The 20,374-nt window shown below is 59.1% G+C and carries 17 protein-coding genes and 2 pseudogenes; 9 read left to right on the top strand and 10 right to left on the bottom strand.

What is annotated here, in order from left to right; genetic code table 11:
* Nucleotides 1-9: 9 nt before the first annotated feature.
* The 6 genes and pseudogenes from CES87_RS00340 to CES87_RS00310 all read right to left on the bottom strand — a co-directional run bounded on the left by CES87_RS00340 (nucleotide 10) and on the right by CES87_RS00310 (nucleotide 5,651).
* Complete coding sequence (locus tag CES87_RS00340; protein ID WP_128604480.1) at nucleotides 10-789, bottom strand: N-acetylmuramoyl-L-alanine amidase; 780 nt, start codon at nucleotides 787-789, stop codon at nucleotides 10-12.
* Nucleotides 790-901: 112 nt separating this feature from the next.
* A pseudogene (locus CES87_RS00335) lies at nucleotides 902-2,955 on the bottom strand (diguanylate cyclase).
* The gene (locus CES87_RS00330; RefSeq protein WP_128604479.1) at nucleotides 2,952-3,830 is read right to left on the bottom strand and encodes an endonuclease/exonuclease/phosphatase family protein; all 879 of its coding nucleotides are present in this window, start codon (nucleotides 3,828-3,830) and stop codon (nucleotides 2,952-2,954) included. Before CES87_RS00330 ends, CES87_RS00335 begins: the two are co-directional and overlap by 4 nt.
* Before the next feature lie 14 nt (nucleotides 3,831-3,844).
* Nucleotides 3,845-4,486 carry a thiol:disulfide interchange protein DsbA gene (gene dsbA / locus CES87_RS00325; protein ID WP_128604478.1) on the bottom strand — a complete coding sequence of 214 codons (642 nt, stop codon included), beginning with the start codon at nucleotides 4,484-4,486 and terminating at the stop codon, nucleotides 3,845-3,847.
* Nucleotides 4,487-4,686: 200 nt separating this feature from the next.
* Nucleotides 4,687-5,316: a cytochrome c4 gene (locus CES87_RS00315; RefSeq protein WP_128604477.1), complete on the bottom strand. Its 630-nt coding sequence runs from the start codon at nucleotides 5,314-5,316 to the stop codon at nucleotides 4,687-4,689.
* Between the two features lie 44 nt (nucleotides 5,317-5,360).
* Nucleotides 5,361-5,651: a cytochrome c5 family protein gene (locus CES87_RS00310; protein ID WP_128604476.1), complete on the bottom strand. Its 291-nt coding sequence runs from the start codon at nucleotides 5,649-5,651 to the stop codon at nucleotides 5,361-5,363.
* A 191-nt stretch (nucleotides 5,652-5,842) separates the two neighbouring features.
* Here CES87_RS00310 and yihA point away from each other — a divergent pair, with 191 nt between their 5' ends.
* Complete coding sequence (gene yihA, locus CES87_RS00305; protein WP_128604475.1) at nucleotides 5,843-6,484, top strand: ribosome biogenesis GTP-binding protein YihA/YsxC; 642 nt, start codon at nucleotides 5,843-5,845, stop codon at nucleotides 6,482-6,484.
* Nucleotides 6,485-6,895: 411 nt separating this feature from the next.
* Here yihA and polA read toward each other — a convergent pair whose 3' ends face one another.
* On the bottom strand, nucleotides 6,896-9,679 hold the full coding sequence (gene polA / locus CES87_RS00300) for a DNA polymerase I (protein ID WP_128604987.1): 2,784 nt from the start codon (nucleotides 9,677-9,679) through the stop codon (nucleotides 6,896-6,898).
* 94 nt (nucleotides 9,680-9,773) lie between these two features.
* Between polA and CES87_RS00295 the strand changes: the two genes are divergently transcribed.
* Entirely contained in the window at nucleotides 9,774-10,064 is a 291-nt protein-coding gene (locus CES87_RS00295; RefSeq protein WP_128604474.1) for a DUF2782 domain-containing protein, read from the top strand.
* Nucleotides 10,065-10,121: 57 nt separating this feature from the next.
* Nucleotides 10,122-11,072 carry a homoserine kinase gene (locus CES87_RS00290; protein ID WP_128604473.1) on the top strand — a complete coding sequence of 317 codons (951 nt, stop codon included), beginning with the start codon at nucleotides 10,122-10,124 and terminating at the stop codon, nucleotides 11,070-11,072.
* 95 nt (nucleotides 11,073-11,167) lie between these two features.
* Here the strand turns inward: CES87_RS00290 and CES87_RS00285 are convergent, their stop codons facing one another.
* Together CES87_RS00285 and CES87_RS00280 are read right to left on the bottom strand one after the other, a co-directional pair.
* Nucleotides 11,168-12,235, bottom strand: coding sequence for an IS110 family transposase (locus CES87_RS00285; RefSeq protein ID WP_256590806.1), 1,068 nt, complete (start codon nucleotides 12,233-12,235; stop codon nucleotides 11,168-11,170).
* Nucleotides 12,236-12,378: 143 nt separating this feature from the next.
* Nucleotides 12,379-13,299, bottom strand: a complete 921-nt coding sequence (locus tag CES87_RS00280; protein WP_128604472.1) for a zinc ABC transporter substrate-binding protein — start codon at nucleotides 13,297-13,299, stop codon at nucleotides 12,379-12,381.
* A 66-nt stretch (nucleotides 13,300-13,365) separates the two neighbouring features.
* On the opposite strand from CES87_RS00280, the gene zur reads away from it, so the two are divergent.
* From zur to CES87_RS00260, 4 genes are read left to right on the top strand one after another with little or no spacing between them, the layout of a single operon-like run.
* Entirely contained in the window at nucleotides 13,366-13,848 is a 483-nt protein-coding gene (gene zur, locus CES87_RS00275; protein WP_128604471.1) for a zinc uptake transcriptional repressor Zur, read from the top strand.
* Nucleotides 13,848-14,633 (top strand): zinc ABC transporter ATP-binding protein ZnuC, encoded by a 786-nt coding sequence (znuC, locus tag CES87_RS00270; protein WP_128604470.1) that lies wholly within the window; start codon nucleotides 13,848-13,850, stop codon nucleotides 14,631-14,633. Before zur ends, znuC begins: the two co-directional genes overlap by 1 nt.
* Nucleotides 14,626-15,414: a zinc ABC transporter permease subunit ZnuB gene (gene znuB, locus CES87_RS00265; protein ID WP_128604469.1), complete on the top strand. Its 789-nt coding sequence runs from the start codon at nucleotides 14,626-14,628 to the stop codon at nucleotides 15,412-15,414. The genes znuC and znuB overlap by 8 nt, the downstream gene beginning before the upstream one ends.
* A 37-nt stretch (nucleotides 15,415-15,451) precedes the next feature.
* Nucleotides 15,452-16,168, top strand: coding sequence for a PA5502 family lipoprotein (locus tag CES87_RS00260; protein ID WP_128604468.1), 717 nt, complete (start codon nucleotides 15,452-15,454; stop codon nucleotides 16,166-16,168).
* A gap of 119 nt (nucleotides 16,169-16,287) precedes the next feature.
* Here CES87_RS00260 and katE read toward each other — a convergent pair.
* Nucleotides 16,288-18,425: pseudogene (gene katE / locus CES87_RS00255) on the bottom strand (catalase HPII).
* Between the two features lie 208 nt (nucleotides 18,426-18,633).
* On the opposite strand from katE, the gene CES87_RS00250 reads away from it, so the two are divergent.
* A complete protein-coding gene (locus CES87_RS00250; RefSeq protein ID WP_128604467.1) occupies nucleotides 18,634-19,641 on the top strand; it encodes a methionine ABC transporter ATP-binding protein in 1,008 nt (335 codons plus the stop codon).
* Nucleotides 19,641-20,315: a methionine ABC transporter permease gene (locus tag CES87_RS00245; protein ID WP_128604466.1), complete on the top strand. Its 675-nt coding sequence runs from the start codon at nucleotides 19,641-19,643 to the stop codon at nucleotides 20,313-20,315. Before CES87_RS00250 ends, CES87_RS00245 begins: the two co-directional genes overlap by 1 nt.
* The last annotated feature ends 59 nt before the right edge of the window (nucleotides 20,316-20,374 follow it).

Here is a 20,374-nt window from a genome sequence, read left to right as displayed (position 1 = left end):
CGGGCGTCATTATTTTGTCTGATTCAACACCTGAAGCAGCGCCGCCGTTTGCGCATCTGGCGTGCCGTCGAAGCGGGACGGTCGGAAATGCATCTGGAACGCTGCGATCACATGACGCGTGGCGACATCCAGTTCACCGGTCTGCGCAATCTCATAACCCACGCGGGCCAGCTGTGCCTGGTACCAACCGATGCTCGGCAGCTGTAGTTCGAACTGTACTTGCAATCGCGCCACACTTTGCTCGTTCGGCCAGATGCCAATACCCTCCGCTGCCAGACGCTTCCATGGAAACAGAGGCCCCGGATCAAGCTTGCGCAGTGGCGCGATGTCGCTATGGCCGATGATGCTGCGAGGGCTGATGGCGTAGCGTTTGCTGATGTCCTTGAGCAGGACAATCAAGGACTGGACCTGCGCTTCACTGTAGGGAAACCAGAGGCGCCCGGTCGGGGTGTCCTTGAAGCCCGGATTGACGATTTCGATGCCGATGGAGCTGGAGTTCAGCCAGGTCCGGCCCTGCCATTGGCTTTCCCCTGCGTGCCAAGCCCGCTGGTTTTCATCCATCAGTTTGTAGATAGTCGCGTTTTTGTCATCGCCGATCAGGTAATGGCTGCTGACCTCGCCATGGGTCAGCAGTTGCAGCGAACGTTCCAGTGAGGCGTTGGTGTAATGCACCACCACGAACTGGATGCGGCTGTCGTGGTTGGCTGAGGGATGACTGGTGTCGTAGCGGGGGCCGTTGGCGCAACCGGCCAGTAGAAGCAGCGACAAAATGAGAGCGAGAAATTTCATGGCGGGCAATACACGCAAGACAGTAATGCAACAGTGTAACGTACTGCCTTGCGTACGGCGGGCAATCGCGCAGTTTTCAACACAATGGAACAATTATCCCTCAGCCTGCCGCCTAACCCAGCTCCACCCGGTTGCGCCCCGCATTTTTTGCGCGATATAGCGCCTGATCGGCTCTTTTGAGCACCAGATCGCTATGTTCACCAGGTTTGAACGCGGTAAGGCCCATTGAAATGGTGACCGTCACCCGCTCACCCTTGAAATGGAATGGGCAGGCTTCGATCGACGCACGCAGGTGTTCCAGCAGTTTCATGCCAGCCGCCGGCACCGTTGACGGCAGCAAGAGTACAAACTCTTCACCGCCAAACCGGGCAATGAAATCCGTCCCGCGTAGACGCTTGCGCAACACAGTGGCGATGATTTTCAGCACTTTGTCACCCGCCAGGTGACCGTAGTTATCGTTGATGCGTTTGAAGTGGTCGAGGTCGAGCATGGCCAGCATCAATGTATTGCCGTGTTGTTGCCATTCGCTGATTTCTTGGTCTAGCCGTTCGCTCCAGGCCGCGCGGTTAGGCAGTCCGGTCAAAGGGTCGATCAGGGCTTTCTGGCGCTGTTCCTCGAGATGTTCGCGAAAACCCAGGGCTTCCTGCTCCATGTGAGCCACCCTTTCGGCCAGGCTGTGCAGTCGGCCTGTGACCTCTTGCTCGCGCTCGTCGCGCTGCTTGCGATGTTGGTCCATGGTACCGAGCAGGGCTTCAAGGTGATTTTCCAGAACGTGCTTGAGATCGTCCAGGCTGGCCGCTTCGTGCATGCTGGTCTGCAGGCCGTCGACCTGTTCGCGGATCTGCGTGTCCATGGCCTGTGCGGCGGAACGGCTGTCGGCATGGCCGGCGCTGGCAGCTTGCAGGTTGCTCTGGAACGATTCGAGGCGCTCGTTGAGATGCTGTAAATAGGCTTCGAATTCATGCTGGCCGCTGTCCGAGATCGCCAGCATCAAGGTAGCCAGATCATCGAGGATCGGCAGCAACTCGTACCAATTCAAGCCGTTTTTCAATCGGTCGCGCATCGACTCGGCTTGCGGGCGATGACGCTCTGGGAGCGTGAGATCGTCGAGCAGGCCGAGCAATGTGTCTTCGATGTGCTTGGCCACCGAGCTGTATGACGGCTCGGGGGAGTCTGGCAGCGCGTAGAGCATGTCGTGCCCGGGCTGCTCCGGCTCGCCGGGAGCCATGGCTGAAGGCAGTGGCAGCGGGGCGGGAAGCTCTGCATGCGTCAACTCGTCGGGATTGATTGCCGGCTCGACCTGGGGCGCGGGTGACTCGGCGGATATCGCTGATTCGTCGGTTTGATCCGCTCGGGTTTGTGCTGCGGGGAGTGATGCGGATTCATGTTGCGGATCGAGGACTTGTGGAGCAAGCGCCGGGGCAGCAGCGGGCTGCGGCATATCGGGTGATGCCTGGATAGCTTGTGGCTCGGCGGCCACGATAATCAGGTCTGGAACGTCTACGTACGTTTGATCGACGGCCGCTGCGAGTTCGCCGGTTGTTGGCAATGTCGCGGCAGCCGGCGCCGAGCCTGCTTCGACAGGCGTTGCGATGGGGCTTGTTCAGCGACAGGGGCAACCTGCATGGCTGCATCATCGGCCTCGCGGTGGCCGAACAGCCGTTGCAACAGACCCGGGCGACCGGGTTCTGCGGGGCTATCCAGCTGACTCAAGGCTTTGCCTTGCAAACCGCTCAGTTCACTGAGCAGTAACGGAATTTCTCGAGCCTGGCTGACACGGTTATCCAGTTGTTTGGCGAAATTCTTCAGTGGTCGGCTGACTTCCCGAGGCAGCGGCAATGTTTGCAGCTGAGTGACCAGTGCGGTCAGTGCCGCGCTGGTCTGGTTCACTCGGGTTTCCCGACGCTGCTCGGAGTCGAGCACGGCTTTTTCCAGGCGCGGGATCAGGGCGGCCAGGCCGGCGTCCATTTCATCGGTACGCACGACTTCACGCATTTCCTTCATGCATTGGTCAACGGCTCGGTCGGTGCCTTCCGCCGCCAGGGTGCTGCGTACCAGTCCGCGACGCAGCAAGTCGAGGCGGGCATCCCAACGACGTTCGAGTTTTTCCTGTTGTTCGATGCTTTTGAGGTACTTCTCTTTCCAGCGCTGTGCTTCGTCGCTCATTCGGGGGTTCCGCGAGGGGCAGGACTCAACGCGGGCAATGCATCGGCCGTGAGCGAACCCGGCAGACGAATTTCTACCGCGACCGGCAGGTGATCGGAAATGGGTTGGGCCAGCACCTCGACCTTTTCAAGGGTCAAGGTCGGGCTCAGCAGAATATGGTCCAGGCAGCGCTGCGGGCGCCAGCTGGGGAATGTCGCTTCCAGTTGCGGGGCGAGCAGGCCGAGGTCGCGCAACGGGGAATTTTGCAGCAAGTCACTGGCGTGAGTGTTCATGTCACCCATCAGCACCTGGTGCTTGTAGCCGCCAATCACTTCGCGGATGTAAGCCAGTTGCAGGCTGCGGGCTCGTGCGCCCAGTGCCAGATGCATCATCACCACCACCAGCGCTTCCGGACCTTCGCCGAAGCGCACCAGAATCGCCCCGCGACCCTTCGGCCCCGGTAGCGGATGGTCTTCGATCGCCCACGGGCGCAGGCGGCTCAGCACGCCATTGCTGTGCTGGCCGAGGCGTCCGAGATTGCGATTGAGTTGTTGATACCAGTAAGGAAAGGCACCGAGCTGGGCCAGATGTTCGACTTGATTGACGTAGCCAGAGCGCAGGCTGCCGCCATCGGCTTCCTGCAAGGCGACCAGATCGAAGTCGCCCAGCAGACTGCCGATTTTCTGCAGATTGTCGGCGCGCCCGGTGTGCGGCAACAGGTGTTGCCAGCCCCGGGTCAGGTAATGCCGATAGCGCTCGGTGCTGATGCCGACCTGGATATTGAAACTGAGCAAACGCAAACGGCTGTCTTCGGGCAAGCCCGTCGATTCCAGATGATGCTCGTTGACCCGCGGATCATGCAGGCCAACGATGCGTTCAGTTCCCCAGCGGCGCATGGTGGGTGCAGCCTTTAGTTGGAGGCCGCCTTGTTAGCTGCTCGCTCTTTGTCGATCAGCTTGTCGGCCAGTTGCAGGGCTTGTTCGGCGCCGCCAGCAGAACCCACGTCAAAGCGATACTTGCCGTTGACGATCAAGGTTGGAACGCCAGAGATTTCATATTTTTTGGCCAGGTCAGTGGCCTTGACGATTTGGCCCTTGATGGCGAAGGAATCGAAGGTGGCCAGGAACTTGTCCTTGTCGACGCCCTGGGTGGCCAGGAAGTCCGCCATGTCATTCTTGTCGGTCAGCTTCTTGTGTTCTTTCTGAATGGCTTCAAATACGGCAGCGTGGACCTTGTGTTCGACACCCATGGCTTCCAGCGTCAGGAACATTTGGCCGTGTGCGTTCCAAGGGCCGCCGAACATGGCAGGGATACGCACGAAGTTCACGTCGGAAGGCAGCTTCTCGACCCAAGGATTGATCACGGGTTCGAACGCATAGCAGTGCGGGCAGCCGTACCAGAACAGTTCCACCACTTCGATCTTGCCCGGAACGGCTACCGGAACTGGATTGCTCAGTTCAACATAAGGGGCAGCGGGGGCTTCGGCAGCCTGGGCAGTCATGCCGAACAGGCTTGCAGCGACGAGGGCGGCGCTGATGATCAGATTACGCATGCTTTACTCCTGGACAAATTTTATCGCCTCGCGCGACCTGTTTTCAGACAGATCATGGCGGGCCTGAGTTCTGTAGTGTAACGGCAGCGGCCACAAAAAAGGGCAGCCAAAGCCACCCTTTTTATACTTGCTGCGACGGATTAATCGAGCGTTAACGTTGCAAGATATGTATGCCTTACTCAATGCTCGATTCGTCGGTATTAGTGCAGGCCTTGAATGTAGCTGGACACTGCGGCGATGTCTTCGTCGCTCAGCTTCTTGGCAATGGTCTGCATCGGTTTGGTATCGCCGTCGTTGGCCCGGCCGCCTTCTTCCTTGCGGAATTCGGTCAGTTGCTTGGCGACATATTGAGCGTGTTGACCACCCAGATGCGGGAAGCCCGCGGCCGCGTTGCCTGCGCCATTTGGCGAGTGGCAACCTGTGCAGGATGGCAGACCCTTGGCCAGATCACCGCCACGGAACAATGCTTCACCGCGAGCTACGACTTTCGGGTCGGCGGCGCCGACGCTGCCTTTCTGGCTGGCGAAGTAGGCGGCGATGTCCGCCAGGTCCTGATCGCTCAGGTTGGTCAGCAGGCCGGTCATTTCCAGAACGGTGCGCTTGCCCGACTTGATGTCGTGCAGCTGCTTGGTCAGGTAGCGTTCACCTTGCCCCGCCAGTTTTGGAAAGTTTGGCGCCATGCTGTTGCCATCCGGGCCATGACAGGCGCCGCACAAAGCGGCTTTTGTCTGGCCTGCGGCGGCGTCACCAGGTTTTACCGGCTCACTTGCAGCATGGGCAATGCCGGAGATTCCCACGGTCAACAGCAGACTCACGATCAATTTGGTCATCAGCTAATCCAACTACGGCTAAGGGTTAAGAGTTATGGGCCGGGTTACTCGCTCATCCACTGGATGATGGCTCGGTAATCCTCGGCACTGCAGTCCATGCACAAACCACGCGGCGGCATCGCCTTGAAACCCTGGGTTACGTGTTGCACCAGCGTCTCCATACCTTTCGCCAACCTCGGCGTCCAAGCTTCCTGATCGCCTCTTTTGGGCGCCATGGGTAGTTGGCCGGAATGACAGGCACCACAAACACGGTTGTACACAGCTTCCGGATCCTGTGTAGCCTGAGCGCTGTAAAGCGGCATCAAGACACCGGCAGCTAGCAGCCATTTCGTCATAAAACGACCTTTTCAGGGTTGAGAGCGTGCTGCGTTCTAGTGCGCAATCAAGGTCTGTCGCTCTCGTGAACTTCATCCTACGCTGGGACAAAGCGCACACAAAATCTGCGGCATTATATACTGGCGTCACTGAAACGGAAGCGACACTGCTTGCCGCGCCCATTCCCGGCGCCGCCCACATCGGAAATCCCATGCAACTCAAGAATCCCATCCTCGGTCTGTGCCAACAGTCCACCTTCATGCTCAGCGCCGCCAAAGTCGACCAATGTCCGGACGACGAAGGTTTTGAAGTCGCCTTCGCCGGGCGTTCCAACGCCGGCAAGTCCAGTGCGCTTAACACCCTGACGCATGCCAGCCTGGCGCGCACCTCGAAAACTCCGGGGCGCACGCAACTGTTGAACTTCTTCAAGCTAGACGATGAACGTCGTCTGGTCGACCTGCCAGGCTACGGTTACGCAAAAGTGCCAATCCCGCTCAAGCAACACTGGCAGCGTCACCTGGAGGCTTATCTGGGTGGGCGCGAGAGTTTGAAGGGTCTGATTCTGATGATGGACATCCGTCATCCAATGACCGACTTCGACCTGTTGATGCTCGACTGGGCCGTGGCGGCCGGCATGCCGATGCACATTCTGCTGACCAAGGCGGACAAGCTGACCTATGGCGCGGCCAAGAACACGCTGCTCAAGGTTCAGTCGGAAATCCGCAAGGGCTGGGGCGACAGCGTGACGATTCAGCTGTTTTCGGCGCCGAAACGCTTGGGGCTGGAAGACGCCTACACGGTATTGGCAGGCTGGATGGAGCTGGCGGACAAGGGTGCCGAGGTTGCCGGATAAAAAACTGACTGTGATGCGCTTTTGCCTTGCTTGAGCGCGTCACAGGCAGTTTTCAGGCAAAAAAAACCCCGGACTTCTTATGGGGAGGGGGAAGTTCCGGGGTTCAAGTTCCAGACCGCTAGGGCGGGGTCCAGATATCTGCCAACACTTAACACAACATAGGAGCATCGAAGGGCTTCACCAGCCATTCAGTAACTCTGAGTAGAGATTTGCCGGATTAGTTCAGAATTTTTTCAAATGCCTTTGGAATAACCTCAAGCACGTTTCGGACTAAGCGCTCTTCACCCTTCTGCCGCGGCACTATCTGTAGGAGCGAGCTTGCTCGCGATGGTGGGTCAGACAAATCTATTTCGACTGACACTCCATCGCGAGCAAGCTCGCTCCTACACGGGCCGCGAATTTTCAGATGGCTCAGTGCGCCTCATCCCAGTTATTGCCTACGCCTACTTCGACCAGTAGCGGAACATCCAGTTTCGCCGCGCCGCTCATATAAACGCGAATTTCATCGCGAACCTGATCGACCAAATCTTCGCGTACTTCAAGCACCAGTTCATCGTGCACTTGCAGGATGACTTTGGCGTCGAGGCCGGACGACGTCAGCCAGTTGTCCACTGCGACCATGGCTTTCTTGATGATGTCGGCCGCGGTGCCTTGCATGGGCGCGTTGATCGCTGTGCGTTCGGCGGCGGCGCGCTCTTGCGGCTTGTTGGAGTTGATCTCCGGCAGATACAACCGACGGCCGAAGAACGTTTCCACATACCCCTGATCCGCTGCCTGCGCGCGGGTGCGGTCCATGTACTCGCGCACGCCGGGATAACGGGCGAAATACGTATCGATGTAGGCTTTAGCGGTCTTGGTATCGACGCCGATGTCTTTGCCGAGCTTCTGCGCGCCCATGCCGTAGATCAGGCCGAAGTTGATCGCCTTGGCGCTGCGGCGTTGATCGGAGGTCACCTCTGTCAGTTCGACCTTGAATACCTCGGCGGCGGTCGCGGTGTGCACGTCCAGATTGTGCCGGAAAGCGTTCATCAGGCCTTCGTCCCGGGACAGGTGCGCCATGATCCGCAGTTCGATCTGCGAATAGTCCGCCGCCAGCAATTTGTAACCGGTCGGGGCCACAAAGGCCTGACGGATGCGACGCCCTTCAGCGGTGCGCACCGGGATGTTCTGCAGGTTCGGGTCACTGGAAGACAGGCGCCCGGTTGACGCTACTGCCTGGTGATACGAGGTGTGAATCCGTCCGGTGCGTGGGTTGATCTGCTCCGGCAGGCGGTCGGTGTAGGTGCTTTTCAGCTTGCTCATGGAACGGTATTGCATCAGCACCTTGGGCAGCCGGTAGTCATCCTCGGCCAATTTGGCCAGCACTTCTTCGGCGGTAGACGGCTGGCCCTTGGCGGTCTTCTTCAATACCGGCAGGCCGAGCTTCTCGTAAAGGATGACGCCAAGTTGCTTGGGCGAACCGAGGTTGAACTCCTCCCCGGCAATCTCGAAGGCTTCACGCTCCAGCGCCACCATCTTTTCGCCCAGTTCGATGCTTTGCACGCCGAGCAGCGCGGCATCGACGAAAGCCCCTTGGCGCTCGATACGCGCGAGCACCGGCACGAGCGGGATTTCGATGTCGGTCAGTACACTGGCCAGGCTCGGGATCGCAGTGAGTTTCTCGAACAGAGCCTGGTGCAGACGCAAGGTGATATCGGCGTCCTCCGCGGCATACGGGCCAGCCTGCTCAAGGGCAATTTGATCGAAGGTCAGCTGCTTCGCGCCTTTGCCGGCGATGTCCTGGAAACTCACCGTGGTGTGGTCCAGATACTTCAGCGCCAGACTGTCCATGTCATGGCGGGTGGCCGTGGAGTTGAGCACGTAGGATTCGAGCATGGTGTCGAAGGCAATGCCGCGCACGTTGATGCCGTTGGCCTGATCGCCGCCGATGGCGCAGTTGGCCAGGATGTTCATGTCGAACTTGGCGTGCTGGCCGACCTTGAGTTTGTTCGGGTCTTCCAGAATCGGCTTGAGGGCGCGCAGGACGGTGTCGCGATCCAGTTGCTCGGGTACGCCGATGTAGGAATGGGTCAGCGGGATGTAGGCCGCTTCGTTGGCCTTCACCGCAAACGACAGACCCACCAGTTGCGCCTGTTGCGCGTCGATGCCGGTGGTTTCAGTGTCGAAGGCGAACAGCGGGGCGTTTTTCAGCTTTTCCATCCAGGCATCGAAACGCGCCTGATCTAGGATGGTTTCGTATCGGGTTTCAGGCGTCACAACCGGCGCTTCGGCCTCGGCGGCGCTAAACAGATCGACGACGGGTGCAGGCTCGTCAGCAGCGCTCAGCTCTATACGCTTGGCATCCCGTTGCAGATCGTTCAGCCAGCTCTTGAATTCGAGCAGGTTGTAGAGTTCGGTGAGTTTTACCGGATCTTCCTGACCCATTTGCAGGTCATCGAGGCCGATGTCCAGCGGCACATCGACCTTGATCGTCGCCAGTTGATAGGAGAGGAACGCCATCTCCTTGTGTTCTTCGAGCTTGGCCGGCAGGGTTTTGGCGCCGCGGATTGGCAGGGTCGGGACGATGTCGAGTTGCGCGTAGAGCTCGCTCAGGCCGCCATTTACACCGACCAACAGGCCGGAAGCGGTTTTCGGACCAATGCCCGGAACGCCCGGAATGTTGTCGGAAGAATCGCCCATGAGCGCCAGATAATCGATGATCTGCTCCGGAGCGACGCCGAATTTCTCCTTCACGCCCTCCACGTCCATGCTGCTACCGGTCATCGTATTGACCAAGGTAATGTGGCCGTCGACCAGTTGCGCCATGTCCTTGTCGCCGGTGGAGATGACCACCGGACGATCGGCGGCGGCGCTGCTGCGAGCCAGGGTGCCGATCACGTCGTCGGCTTCGACGCCTTCGACGCACAGCAGCGGGAAGCCCAGGGCGATCACGCTCTGATGCAACGGTTCGATCTGCACGCGCATGTCGTCAGGCATGCTCGGACGATTGGCCTTGTATTCGGCGTACATCTCATCGCGAAATGTCCCACCCTTGGCGTCGAAAACGACTGCGAACGGACTATCCGGGTACTGCTTGCGCAGACTCTTGAGCATGTTCAACACGCCCTTGACCGCACCGGTTGGCAGGCCTTTAGAGGTGGTCAGTGGTGGCAGCGCGTGAAAGGCGCGATACAGGTAAGAAGAACCGTCCACCAGGACGAGGGGGCTTGGCTCATGAGCAGGATCAACCTTTTCGGCGGGTCCGGCGCTAGAATAGCGGGACCGTTGACGACAAAGGGACAAGGTTATCATGCGCACACTAAATCGCCTGTTGCTGGCTGGGTTGTTTGCAATTGCACCATTGGCCGTCATGGCGGCGGACGGTGCGCCGACTCCAGAACCGGAAGTCACGATCCGCACGGAAGGGGACAAAGTCATTCAGGAATACCGCCAAAACGGTTTCCTCTATGCAATCAAGGTCACACCGAAGGGCGCACCACCGTATTTTCTGGTGCGCGCGGACGGTACAGATGCGAACTTTATCCGCTCGGATCAGCCGGATATGCTGATTCCGTCGTGGAAGATCTTTGAGTGGAAATAGTTTCTTAATTTCAATCGGCGCTGGCTCAACAGCAGCGCCCGTACTGGCAGTTTAAACATGTCTGTGTTCACCCCCCTGGCTCGGCCCGAGCTGGAAACCTTTCTCGCCCCTTATGGCCTCGGCCGCCTGCTTGATTTCCAGGGGATTGCCGCCGGTAGCGAAAACACCAATTTCTTTATCAGTATGGAACAGGGCGAATTTGTCCTGACGCTGGTCGAGCGTGGCCCGGTCCAGGAGATGCCGTTCTTCATCGAATTGCTCGACGTGCTGCACGAAGCCGATCTGCCGGTGCCTTACGCCCTGCGTACCACCGACGGCGTCGCGTTGCGCGAACTGGCAGGCAAGCCTGCGCTGTTGCAACCGCGCCTGGCCGGCAAGCACATCAAACAAGCCAATGCGCAGCATTGCGCGCAAGTGGGCGAGTTGCTTGCTCACCTGCACGTGGCGACCCAGGCCAACATGATCAAGCGTAAAACCGATCGTGGCCTGGACTGGATGCTGGAAGAGGGCACGCAGTTTCTGTCGCACCTGAATGCCGAGCAGAAAGACCTGCTGAAACGGGCGCTGGATGAAATCACCCAGCAGAAAGAGAAAATTCTGGCACTGCCGCGGGCCAACATCCACGCAGATCTGTTCCGCGACAACGCGATGTTCGAAGGCACGCACCTGACCGGCCTGATCGATTTCTACAATGCCTGCTCTGGGCCGATGCTCTACGACGTGGCGATTGCCTTGAACGACTGGTGTTCTGACGACAAAGGTTTGATCGATGGGCCTCGGGCGCGGGCATTGCTGGGTGCTTATGCCGCGTTGCGTCCGTTCACGGCTGCCGAGGCTGAACTTTGGCCGACGATGTTGCGGGTGGCGTGTGTGCGCTTCTGGTTGTCGCGGCTGATCGCGGCGGAGTCATTTGCCGGGCAGGATGTGTTGATTCACGATCCGATGGAGTTTCAGCAGCGGTTGGCGCAGCGGCAGACAGTCAGCACGCCGTTGCCTTTCGCCCTCTAAGAGCTTCGCGGGCGAGCCTCGCTCCTACAGGGGTTGTGTCGTAACCCCTGTAGGAGCGAGGCTTGCCCGCGAATGGGGCGACTCGATTTCTGGAGTTACAAAGACTCCAGGCACCCCGCCAAATCATTACCCAACTTCTCTAGCACCTGCTCATACCCCTGAGCAGTCGCCGGGGTGTACCCGCCCAGAGCATCCAGTTCCGCCAGCTTGTTGGCCAGCGCGCAGACCACGAGATTGGAGTGATGGCGGGACGCCAATAGCTGGCGGACCCAGTCCGCCAGCCGGCCTTTCTGGCGGTCCAGATGCATCACGTAAACGCGGGCACACTGGATGAGCAAGCGCCTCTGGTTTCGATCGCCACGCTTGCTGATGCCCAACAGCACAGTCTTGTCGCCCGTACCGTGCTGTTTAGGTACCAGCCCGATCGATGCCGCGTAGCCTCGGCCGCATTTGAACTGTTTGCCATCGCCCAACTCTGCAGCCAAGGCGGTGGAGGTGATCGGGCCGACACACGGCATGGTCATCAAGCGCGCAGCCAGATCATCTTCAGCGGCCTGGCATGCCACGTCTTTGTCCTGCGACTTGACCTCCTCATCCAAATACTTGAAGTGCTGATACAGCTTTGTCAGATTTTTTTTGAAGGGCTGAGAGATTGAGCTCGCCTCAAGCAGCGCCGGCAGCGTGTTGATCGATTTGAAGCCGGGGGCCAGGCTGATGCCGACCTCCAGAAGAGCGGCATGAATCCGATTGGCGGTCGCAGTGCGGTCTTTGATGAACGATTCACGTATCGAGTTGGACATGGCCAGCGCCTGTTGGGCTTGGGTTTTGGGCGGCACAAAGCGCATCGTCGGGCGAGTCGCCGCCTCGCAGATCGCTTCGGCATCGGCGAAGTCGTTCTTGTTGCTTTTCACGTAGGGACGCACGAGATGAGGGGCAATGAGTTTGGGCGTATGGCCCAGCTTTGCGATCTCCTGGGCCATGAAGTGAGCGCCACCACAGGCTTCCATTACAACGGTGCAGGGATCGAGATTCGCCAGATGCTGGATGAGCGCCGTTCGATTGAATTTTTTGCGCTGAACTTCATGACCACGATCATCTTGTGCGTGAAGGTGGAAGGTGTGTTTACCCAGGTCGATGGCGGCAATAGCTACTTTGTTGTTCATGACAATGGTCTCCGGTGGGCCCCCTGCGAAAGCTTAGTGCGCGATCACAGGGGGCGGCGGGGGTAACCATTTCATTAGGGGTTGTGTCGTAACCCCTGTAGGAGCGAGGCTTGCCCGCGAATGGGGCGACTCGATTTCTGGAGTTACAACGACTCCAGGCACCCCGCCAAATCATTTCCCAACTTCTCCAATACCTGCTCATACCCCTGAGCAGTCGCCGGGGTGTACCCGCCCAGAGCATCCAGTTCCGCCAGTTTCACTGGCAGGCCGGCCACCAGGGTTTCTGCCAGGCGCGGACGCAGCGGCGGTTCGCTGAACACGCAGGTCTTGCCGACTTCCTGCAATCGCGCACGCATCGCCGCGACGTGCTGGGCGCCGGGTTGCACTTCGGCAGCGACACTGAATACACCCGCATGCTTAAGGCCGTAAGCGTCTTCGAAGTAATCGAAAGCTTCGTGGAACACGAAGTAAGGTTTGCCTTCAACACCAGCCAGACGTTTCTTCAAGCGCAGGTCGAGGGCATCGAGGCGCTCATCAAATGCCTTGAGGTTGCTCTGATAGCGCGCTGCATTGGCAGGATCAGCCGCGCTGAGGTCAGAGGCCATTTTCGTGGCGATGACCCGCGCGTTGATCGGCGACAGCCACAAATGTGCGTCCAGGCTACCCGGACGGTGATCGTGGTCATGCTCATCGGCTTCTTCGGCGTGGGAGTGACTATCTTCGGCGAAACGACGCAGCTTCATGCCTGGCAAATCCTGCACGGCAACGCTGGGCAGCGTACGACCGTTCAGCACGCGCGGCAGGAACCCTTCCATGTCCGGCCCGATCCAGTACAGCAGATCCACCGATTGCACCTTCCGTACGTCGGAAGGGCGCAAGGCATAGTTATGTGGCGAAGCGCCGGGCGGTAGCAAGACTTCCGGGATCGCTACACCGTCCTGCACCGCAGCGGCGATCAACTGTAGCGGCTTGATGCTGGTGAGCACCTTGACCTCGGCTTGCGCGGGACCGATCAGCAGAAAACTTGCGACAAATGCGACAAAGATAGAAAAAAGTCGGGACACGATGACTACTCGAAGAGGCGAGAACGGGTAACATAATAACGTCTCTCACAAAAATCGTCGCCGCTCATGCCTAAAACTCCGATTGCCAGCCGCCCCCACGACCACTCTCATTGCGTACACAGCGCTCTGTCAGAGGCCGACGCCCTGTGCGAGCGTCAGGGCCTGCGCCTTACCGCGTTGCGTCGGCGGGTGCTGGAGCTGGTGTGGCAAAGCCACAAGCCGTTGGGCGCCTACGACATTCTCGCGGTGCTCAGCGAGCAGGATGGCCGCCGCGCAGCGCCGCCAACGGTGTACCGCGCGCTGGATTTCCTGTTGGAAAACGGCCTGGTGCACCGGATTTCATCGCTCAATGCCTTCATCGGCTGTAATCATCCGGAACACGCGCACCAGGGGCAGTTCCTGATCTGCCGCGATTGCCACGCTGCCATTGAGCTCGAACAGAAATCCATCAGCGACGCGATCATCGCCAGCGCCAAGGACGTCGGGTTTGTCGTCGAAGGCCAGACCGTCGAAGTGGTCGGTCTCTGCTCGGGTTGCCAGGGGGCTTGATGAGCAACGCGCTGATCCGCCTCGAGAAGGTTGCTGTCACGTTTGCCGGACAAAGTGTGCTGGATAACATCGAGCTGAGCGTCGAGCCTGGGCAGATTGTCACCCTGATTGGCCCAAACGGCGCCGGCAAGACCACCCTGGTGCGCGCCGTGCTCGGGCTCTTGAAGCCTGACAGCGGCAGTGTCTGGCGCAAACCGAAACTGCGGGTCGGCTATATGCCGCAAAAGCTGCATGTCGATCCGACCCTACCGCTCTCGGTACTGCGTTTCTTGCGTCTGGTACCGGGCGTGGACCGTGCGATGGCCCTGGCCGCGCTCAAGGAAGTCGGCGCTGAACAGGTGATCGACAGCCCCGTGCAAAGTGTTTCGGGTGGTGAGATGCAGCGTGTCTTGCTGGCCCGAGCACTATTACGCGAACCGGAACTGCTGGTGCTCGACGAGCCGGTACAAGGCGTCGATGTTGCCGGCCAAGCCGAACTCTACAGCCTGATCACCCGCCTGCGTGACCGTCACGGCTGCGGTGTGTTGATGGTTTCTCACGATCTGCACCTGGTGATGAGCACCACCGATCAGGTGGTTTGCCTGAATCGCCATGTCTGCTGCTCCGGCCACCCCGAGCAGGTCAGCGGCGATCCGGCATTCGTCGAGCTGTTCGGAAAAAACGCACAAAGCCTGGCGATTTATCACCACCATCACGACCACGCCCACGATTTGCATGGCTCGGTGGTCAAGGCGCCCACGTCGGGCCATAACCATGTTCATGGAGATAGCTGCAAGCATGGCTGATTTTCTGCTCTACGCCCTGCTTGCAGGTCTGGCTTTGGCAGTCGTCGCGGGGCCGTTGGGTTCTTTTGTGGTCTGGCGGCGCATGGCCTATTTTGGCGACACCTTGTCCCATGCGGCGTTGCTGGGTGTGGCGTTGGGCTTCCTGCTGGATGTCAGCCCGACCGTCGCGGTCACAGTCGGCTGCTTGTTGTTGGCGGTGTTGCTGGTGACGTTGCAGCAGCGTCAGCCACTGGCGTCCGACACGCTTTTAGGAATTCTCGCACCGAGCACCCTCTCTTTGGGCTTGGTGGTACTAAGCTTCATGCACGAAGTACGGATCGACCTGATGGCCTATCTGTTCGGCGACCTGTTGGCGATCAGCCCGACCGATCTGGCCTGGATTCTCGGCGGCAGCGCGGCGGTGCTAGTGTTGTTGGTGACGTTGTGGCGACCCTTGCTGGCGATCACCGTGCATGAAGAGCTGGCCAGGGTCGAAGGCCTGCCCGTAGCGGGATTGCGCATGGCGTTGATGTTGCTGATAGCCGTGGTGATTGCCGTGGCGATGAAAATCGTTGGTGTGTTGCTGATCACTTCGTTGCTGATCATCCCGGCGGCTGCGGCACAACGTCACGCCCGCTCGCCAGAACAGATGGCATTGGGCGCGAGCCTGCTGGGCGTACTCGCCGTGTGTGGCGGGCTGGCGCTGTCCTGGTTCAAGGACACTCCGGCCGGCCCATCGATTGTGGTGACGGCCGCCGCGCTGTTTCTGCTGAGTTTTGTTCTGCCCCGCCGAGGGGTGTAGACTTGCTCGTTTTTTGCGCATATAGAGAGTCGCAGGAATGAAGTCGTTCCCCTCCCGTTATCTGCTCCTTGTCGCATTTTCTTTGCTGCTGGGCGCTTGCCAAAGCACGCCACCGGCGGCCACCGAGGCTCCGGATGCGCGGGCGACGGCCATTGCACAGCTTGAGCAAAGCCTGGCCAGCAGCGAACTGGCCACGGCTGAAGATCAACTGGCAGCCTTGCAGGCTGAATCGCCCAACGATCAATCCCTGGAGCAATACCAGCGACAATTGGCCGAAGCCTATCTGATGCGCAGCCAGATCGTGCTGCAAAAAGGTGACGTCAACGCTGCTGCCACTGCCCTGGCCCGTGCCCGCGCCCTGATGCCCAAGGCTCCGGCGCTGACAGGCGGGGTCAATGGTGCCCTCGCTCAAGCCCGCAAGGCTGAACTGGAAAAAACCGAAGCTGCTCTCAAGGCAGCCGAAGCCAAGCCAAAAGCGAAGGTCATTGACCCAGCGGCCGAAAGCACCACGGTAGCTTTGAATATCACCGATATGGCCAAGTTGCGCCGTCAACTGGATGCGATCGCCGTCGATGTAGTGAACTATCAGTGCGACGTGAGCATTCAGGCGCCGCGTACTGATGATTATCCCTGGTTGGCTAATTTGCTGACCAAGCGGGTGAAGAAGCTTGATCCGCAGTTTGATCTGAGCCTTGAGCGGCAGATTATTCGCAGCGTTCCGGCGCAGATGGTTTTAAGCCCACGTAAACCCTAAAAAGCTTCGCGGGCAAGCCTCGCTCCTACAGGATCGGGTCGTTCACAATATTGGCGAACGACCCGATCCTGTAGGAGCGAGGCTTGCCCGCGAAGGCGTCCTCCCAACCGATAAAGACCTCAGGCCGGAATCGCCTTGGCCTTCGGCTCCCTATCCCAAACCCGATGCTGTCCGATCGCGGTAAAAAACGCCTTGAACAACTTGGCGTCCGTACCCACGATCAGCCCCGCATCGGCCTCCAGCTTCAGCACATCCAGCAACTGTTTCGCCTCGCCATGCAAAGCAATCGCTTTCAGGTGCTTGTAAGCCTCCAGCAGGTAATGCAGCGCCACGCCGTCAGTACTCAATGCCTTGATCGACGCCGCGCCCCCGGGCACGAACACCGCGTCGAACGCCACTGAGGGCAAACCTTCCATGGATGCGTCTACCGGCAACGACTTGCCATCCGCGGTTGTGACTGGCGCCGAGGTCGGACCGAGCAATTTGGCATGCGCCCCTTCAGCCTCCAGCGCTTTCTTCATCGCATCAATCGCTGCGCCGTCGACACCATTGGCCGCCAGAATCGCCACTTTGCGGGTTTTGATGTCTGGGGTAGCAAGTTGGCCTGGCTCAGGGCCGGCGAGCGCTCCAGGGAAGTTTTCGGAACGTCGACCGTTCCAGCTTTCGGCGCAGGCAGGCCCAGATTCTGCGCAACCCGTTTGGCCAGTTCCAGATCGATGTTTGCCAGGATCTCATTTACTTGTCTCGCCCGAATGAACTCACGCTCAACCTTGCCCAGCTCAAAGCTGTACGCCGAGATGATGTGTTCCTGTTCGTGCTTGCTCATGCTGTGGAAAAACAGTCGTGCCTGGGAAAAGTGGTCGCTGAATGACTCGCTGCGCTGGCGGATCTTGTTGGCGTCGATGCGCTCCGGGTAACTCTCGAAGCCGCCATCTTGCGCAGCGGGCGGAGTTTCTTTCGGCCAGCCGCCGTCGACGGAGTTCGGTTCGTAGGCCGCGCGCCCCTTGTCGATCGTGGTGCGGTGCATTCCATCCCGCTGGCCATTGTGGAACGGTGCTACTGGACGGTTGATTGGAATCTCGTGAAAATTCGGCCCGCCGAGTCGGCTGATCTGCGTATCGGTGTAGGAAAACAACCGACCTTGCAGTAGCGGATCGTTAGAGAAGTCGATCCCCGGCACGACATGTCCAGGGCAGAAAGCGACCTGCTCTGTTTCGGCAAAAAAACTGTCTGGGTTCCGATTCAGGGTCATTTTGCCTAGCGGCGTGATGGGCACGATTTCTTCGGGAATGATTTTGGTCGGATCGAGGATGTCGAATTCGAATGCGTGTTCGTTTTCCTCTTCCACGACCTGAACACCCAGTTCCCACTCCGGATAGTCACCCATCTCGATGGATTCCCAGAGATCGCGACGGTGGTAGTCGGCGTCTTTTCCCGCAAGCTTTTGCGCTTCATCCCACACCAGCGAACAGGTGCCGGCGGTGGGGCGCCAGTGGAATTTGACGAAGCGTGATTTTCCTTCGGCATTGATCAGGCGAAAGGTATGCACACCGAAGCCCTGCATGCTGCGCAGACTTTTGGGGATCGCCCGGTCGGACATGGCCCAGATCACCATGTGCGCCGATTCCGGTTGCAACGAGACAAAGTCCCAGAAGGTGTCGTGGGCTGAGCCACCGGTGGGTATTTCGTTGTGCGGTTCAGGTTTCACCGCGTGTACGAAATCCGGAAACTTGATGGCGTCCTGAATGAAAAACACCGGCATGTTGTTGCCAACCAGGTCGTAGATGCCTTCGTCGGTGAAAAACTTCACAGCGAAACCTCGTACATCGCGCACGGTATCGCCTGACCCGCGAGGACCTTGGACCGTAGAAAAGCGCACGAACACCGGAGTCTTTTTGCCAGGGTCCTGCAGGAAACCGGCCTTGGTCAAAACGCTATGGTTCTCATAACTCTGGAAGTAACCATGGGCGCCGGTGCCGCGCGCGTGGACGATGCGCTCGGGTATGCGCTCATGGTCAAAGTGCGTGATTTTTTCACGCATGATGAAATCTTCCAGCAGCGACGGCCCGCGTGCGCCTGCCTTCAGGGTGTTCTGATTGTCCGCCACCTTCACGCCTTGATTGGTGCGAAGGGCCTGGCCGGTGGCGTCGGAGCGGAATTTTTCCAGGCTATCGAGCTTGGCGTTGGTGTTGCTGCGATCCAGGGTATCGGTCCCGGCCAGGTCGCTCTGGGACGCGGCAGGCTTCTTAGTACTCATCAGGCGTCACTCCTTAGGCTTATTCGAGCTGCTTACGTAGTGACTGACGAGGTTTTTAGCCGTTCCTTTTTTCTGACCTTTGATCGCGTTATTGCCAAATGACAGGTTGAAAGCGAAATAAATGCTAAGAACCTCTATACGGACAGGCTAAAATGCGCGCCCGGCTAACCGCTGATCCTTTTCCAACGCGCCCCACAAGGTTCGCTACGTGATCGAGTTTCAAAACGTCCATAAAACCTACCGCGTCGCCGGTAAGGATATCCCCGCCCTGCACCCGACCAATCTGACGATTGAGAACGGTCAGGTTTTTGGCCTGATCGGTCATTCCGGTGCGGGAAAAAGTACCCTTCTGCGTCTGATCAATCGTCTGGAAAACTCCAGTGGCGGCAAGATCATTGTCGATGGCGAGGAAATCACCGCGCTCGACGCCAACGGTTTGCGTCGTTTCCGTCAACAGGTCGGGATGATTTTTCAGCACTTCAACCTGCTGGCCTCCAAGACCGTAGCTGACAACGTTGCACTGCCGCTGACGCTGGCCGGTGAACTGTCGCGCAGCGACATCGACCAGCGTGTTGCTCAATTGCTGTCGCGGGTCGGTTTGTCCGATCACGCCAACAAATACCCGGCGCAGTTGTCCGGCGGGCAGAAGCAGCGTGTCGGCATTGCCCGCGCCCTGGCTACCAAGCCGAAAATCCTGCTGTGCGACGAAGCCACCAGTGCACTGGACCCGCAGACCACGGCGTCGGTCCTGCAATTGCTGGCCGAGATTAATCGCGAATTGAAGCTGACCATCGTGTTGATCACCCATGAAATGGACGTGATCCGCCGGGTCTGCGATCAGGTAGGCGTGATGGACGCTGGCGTGATCGTCGAGCAGGGTTCGGTGGCCGAGGTGTTCTTGCATCCGAAACACCCGACCACCAAGCGCTTCGTCCAGGAAGACGAGCAGATCGACGAAGGCGAACAGCGCGACGACTTCGCTCACGTGCCCGGACGCATCGTGCGTCTGACCTTCCAGGGCGAAGCGACCTACGCGCCGCTGCTGGGTACCGTCGCCCGCGAAACGGGTGTGGACTACAGCATCCTTGCCGGTCGTATCGATCGCATCAAAGACATCCCTTACGGGCAACTGACCCTGGCCGTGACCGGCGGTGACATGGAAGCGGCCTTCGCCCGCTTCACCGCAGCCGACGTCCACATGGAGGTGCTGCGTTAATGGAAGCCCTGACAAGTTTCTTCGCCAACATCGACTGGTTCGAAATCTGGTTGGCCACCGGCGACACCATGCTGATGCTTGGCGGCTCGCTGTTGTTCACCGTGTTGCTGGGCCTGCCGCTGGGTGTGTTGCTGTTCCTCTGCAGCCCGCGTCAGTTGCTGGAAGCAAAAGGCGTCTATGCGATGTTGTCCCTGGTGGTGAACATCCTGCGTTCGCTGCCGTTCATCATTCTGCTGATCGTGATGATCCCGTTCACCGTACTGATCACCGGCACCTCGCTGGGTGTCGCCGGTGCGATCCCGCCGCTGGTGGTGGGCGCCACGCCGTTCTTCGCGCGACTGGTGGAAACCGCGCTGCGTGAAGTGGATCGCGGGATCATTGAAGCGACCCAGTCGATGGGCGCGACCACGCGGCAGATCATCACCAATGCGTTGTTGCCGGAAGCCCGTCCGGGCATCTTTGCGGCGATTACGGTGACAGCCATTACACTGGTGTCCTACACGGCAATGGCCGGTGTGGTGGGTGCCGGTGGTCTGGGCGACCTGGCGATCCGTTTCGGTTACCAGCGTTTCCAGACTGACGTGATGGTGGTCACGGTGGTGTTGTTGCTAGTGCTGGTACAGGTCCTGCAAACCGTCGGCGACAAATTGGTCGTCCACTTTTCCCGTAAATAAGACATGAGCCGGCCATTCGCTGGCAGGCGCCAAACGGGCGCCTCACAAGGAGTTAGCTG

This window comes from Pseudomonas sp. ERMR1:02 (genome assembly GCF_002277815.1).
GTDB lineage: Bacteria > Pseudomonadota > Gammaproteobacteria > Pseudomonadales > Pseudomonadaceae > Aquipseudomonas.
This window is presented reverse-complemented; position numbering and strand designations above follow the sequence as displayed.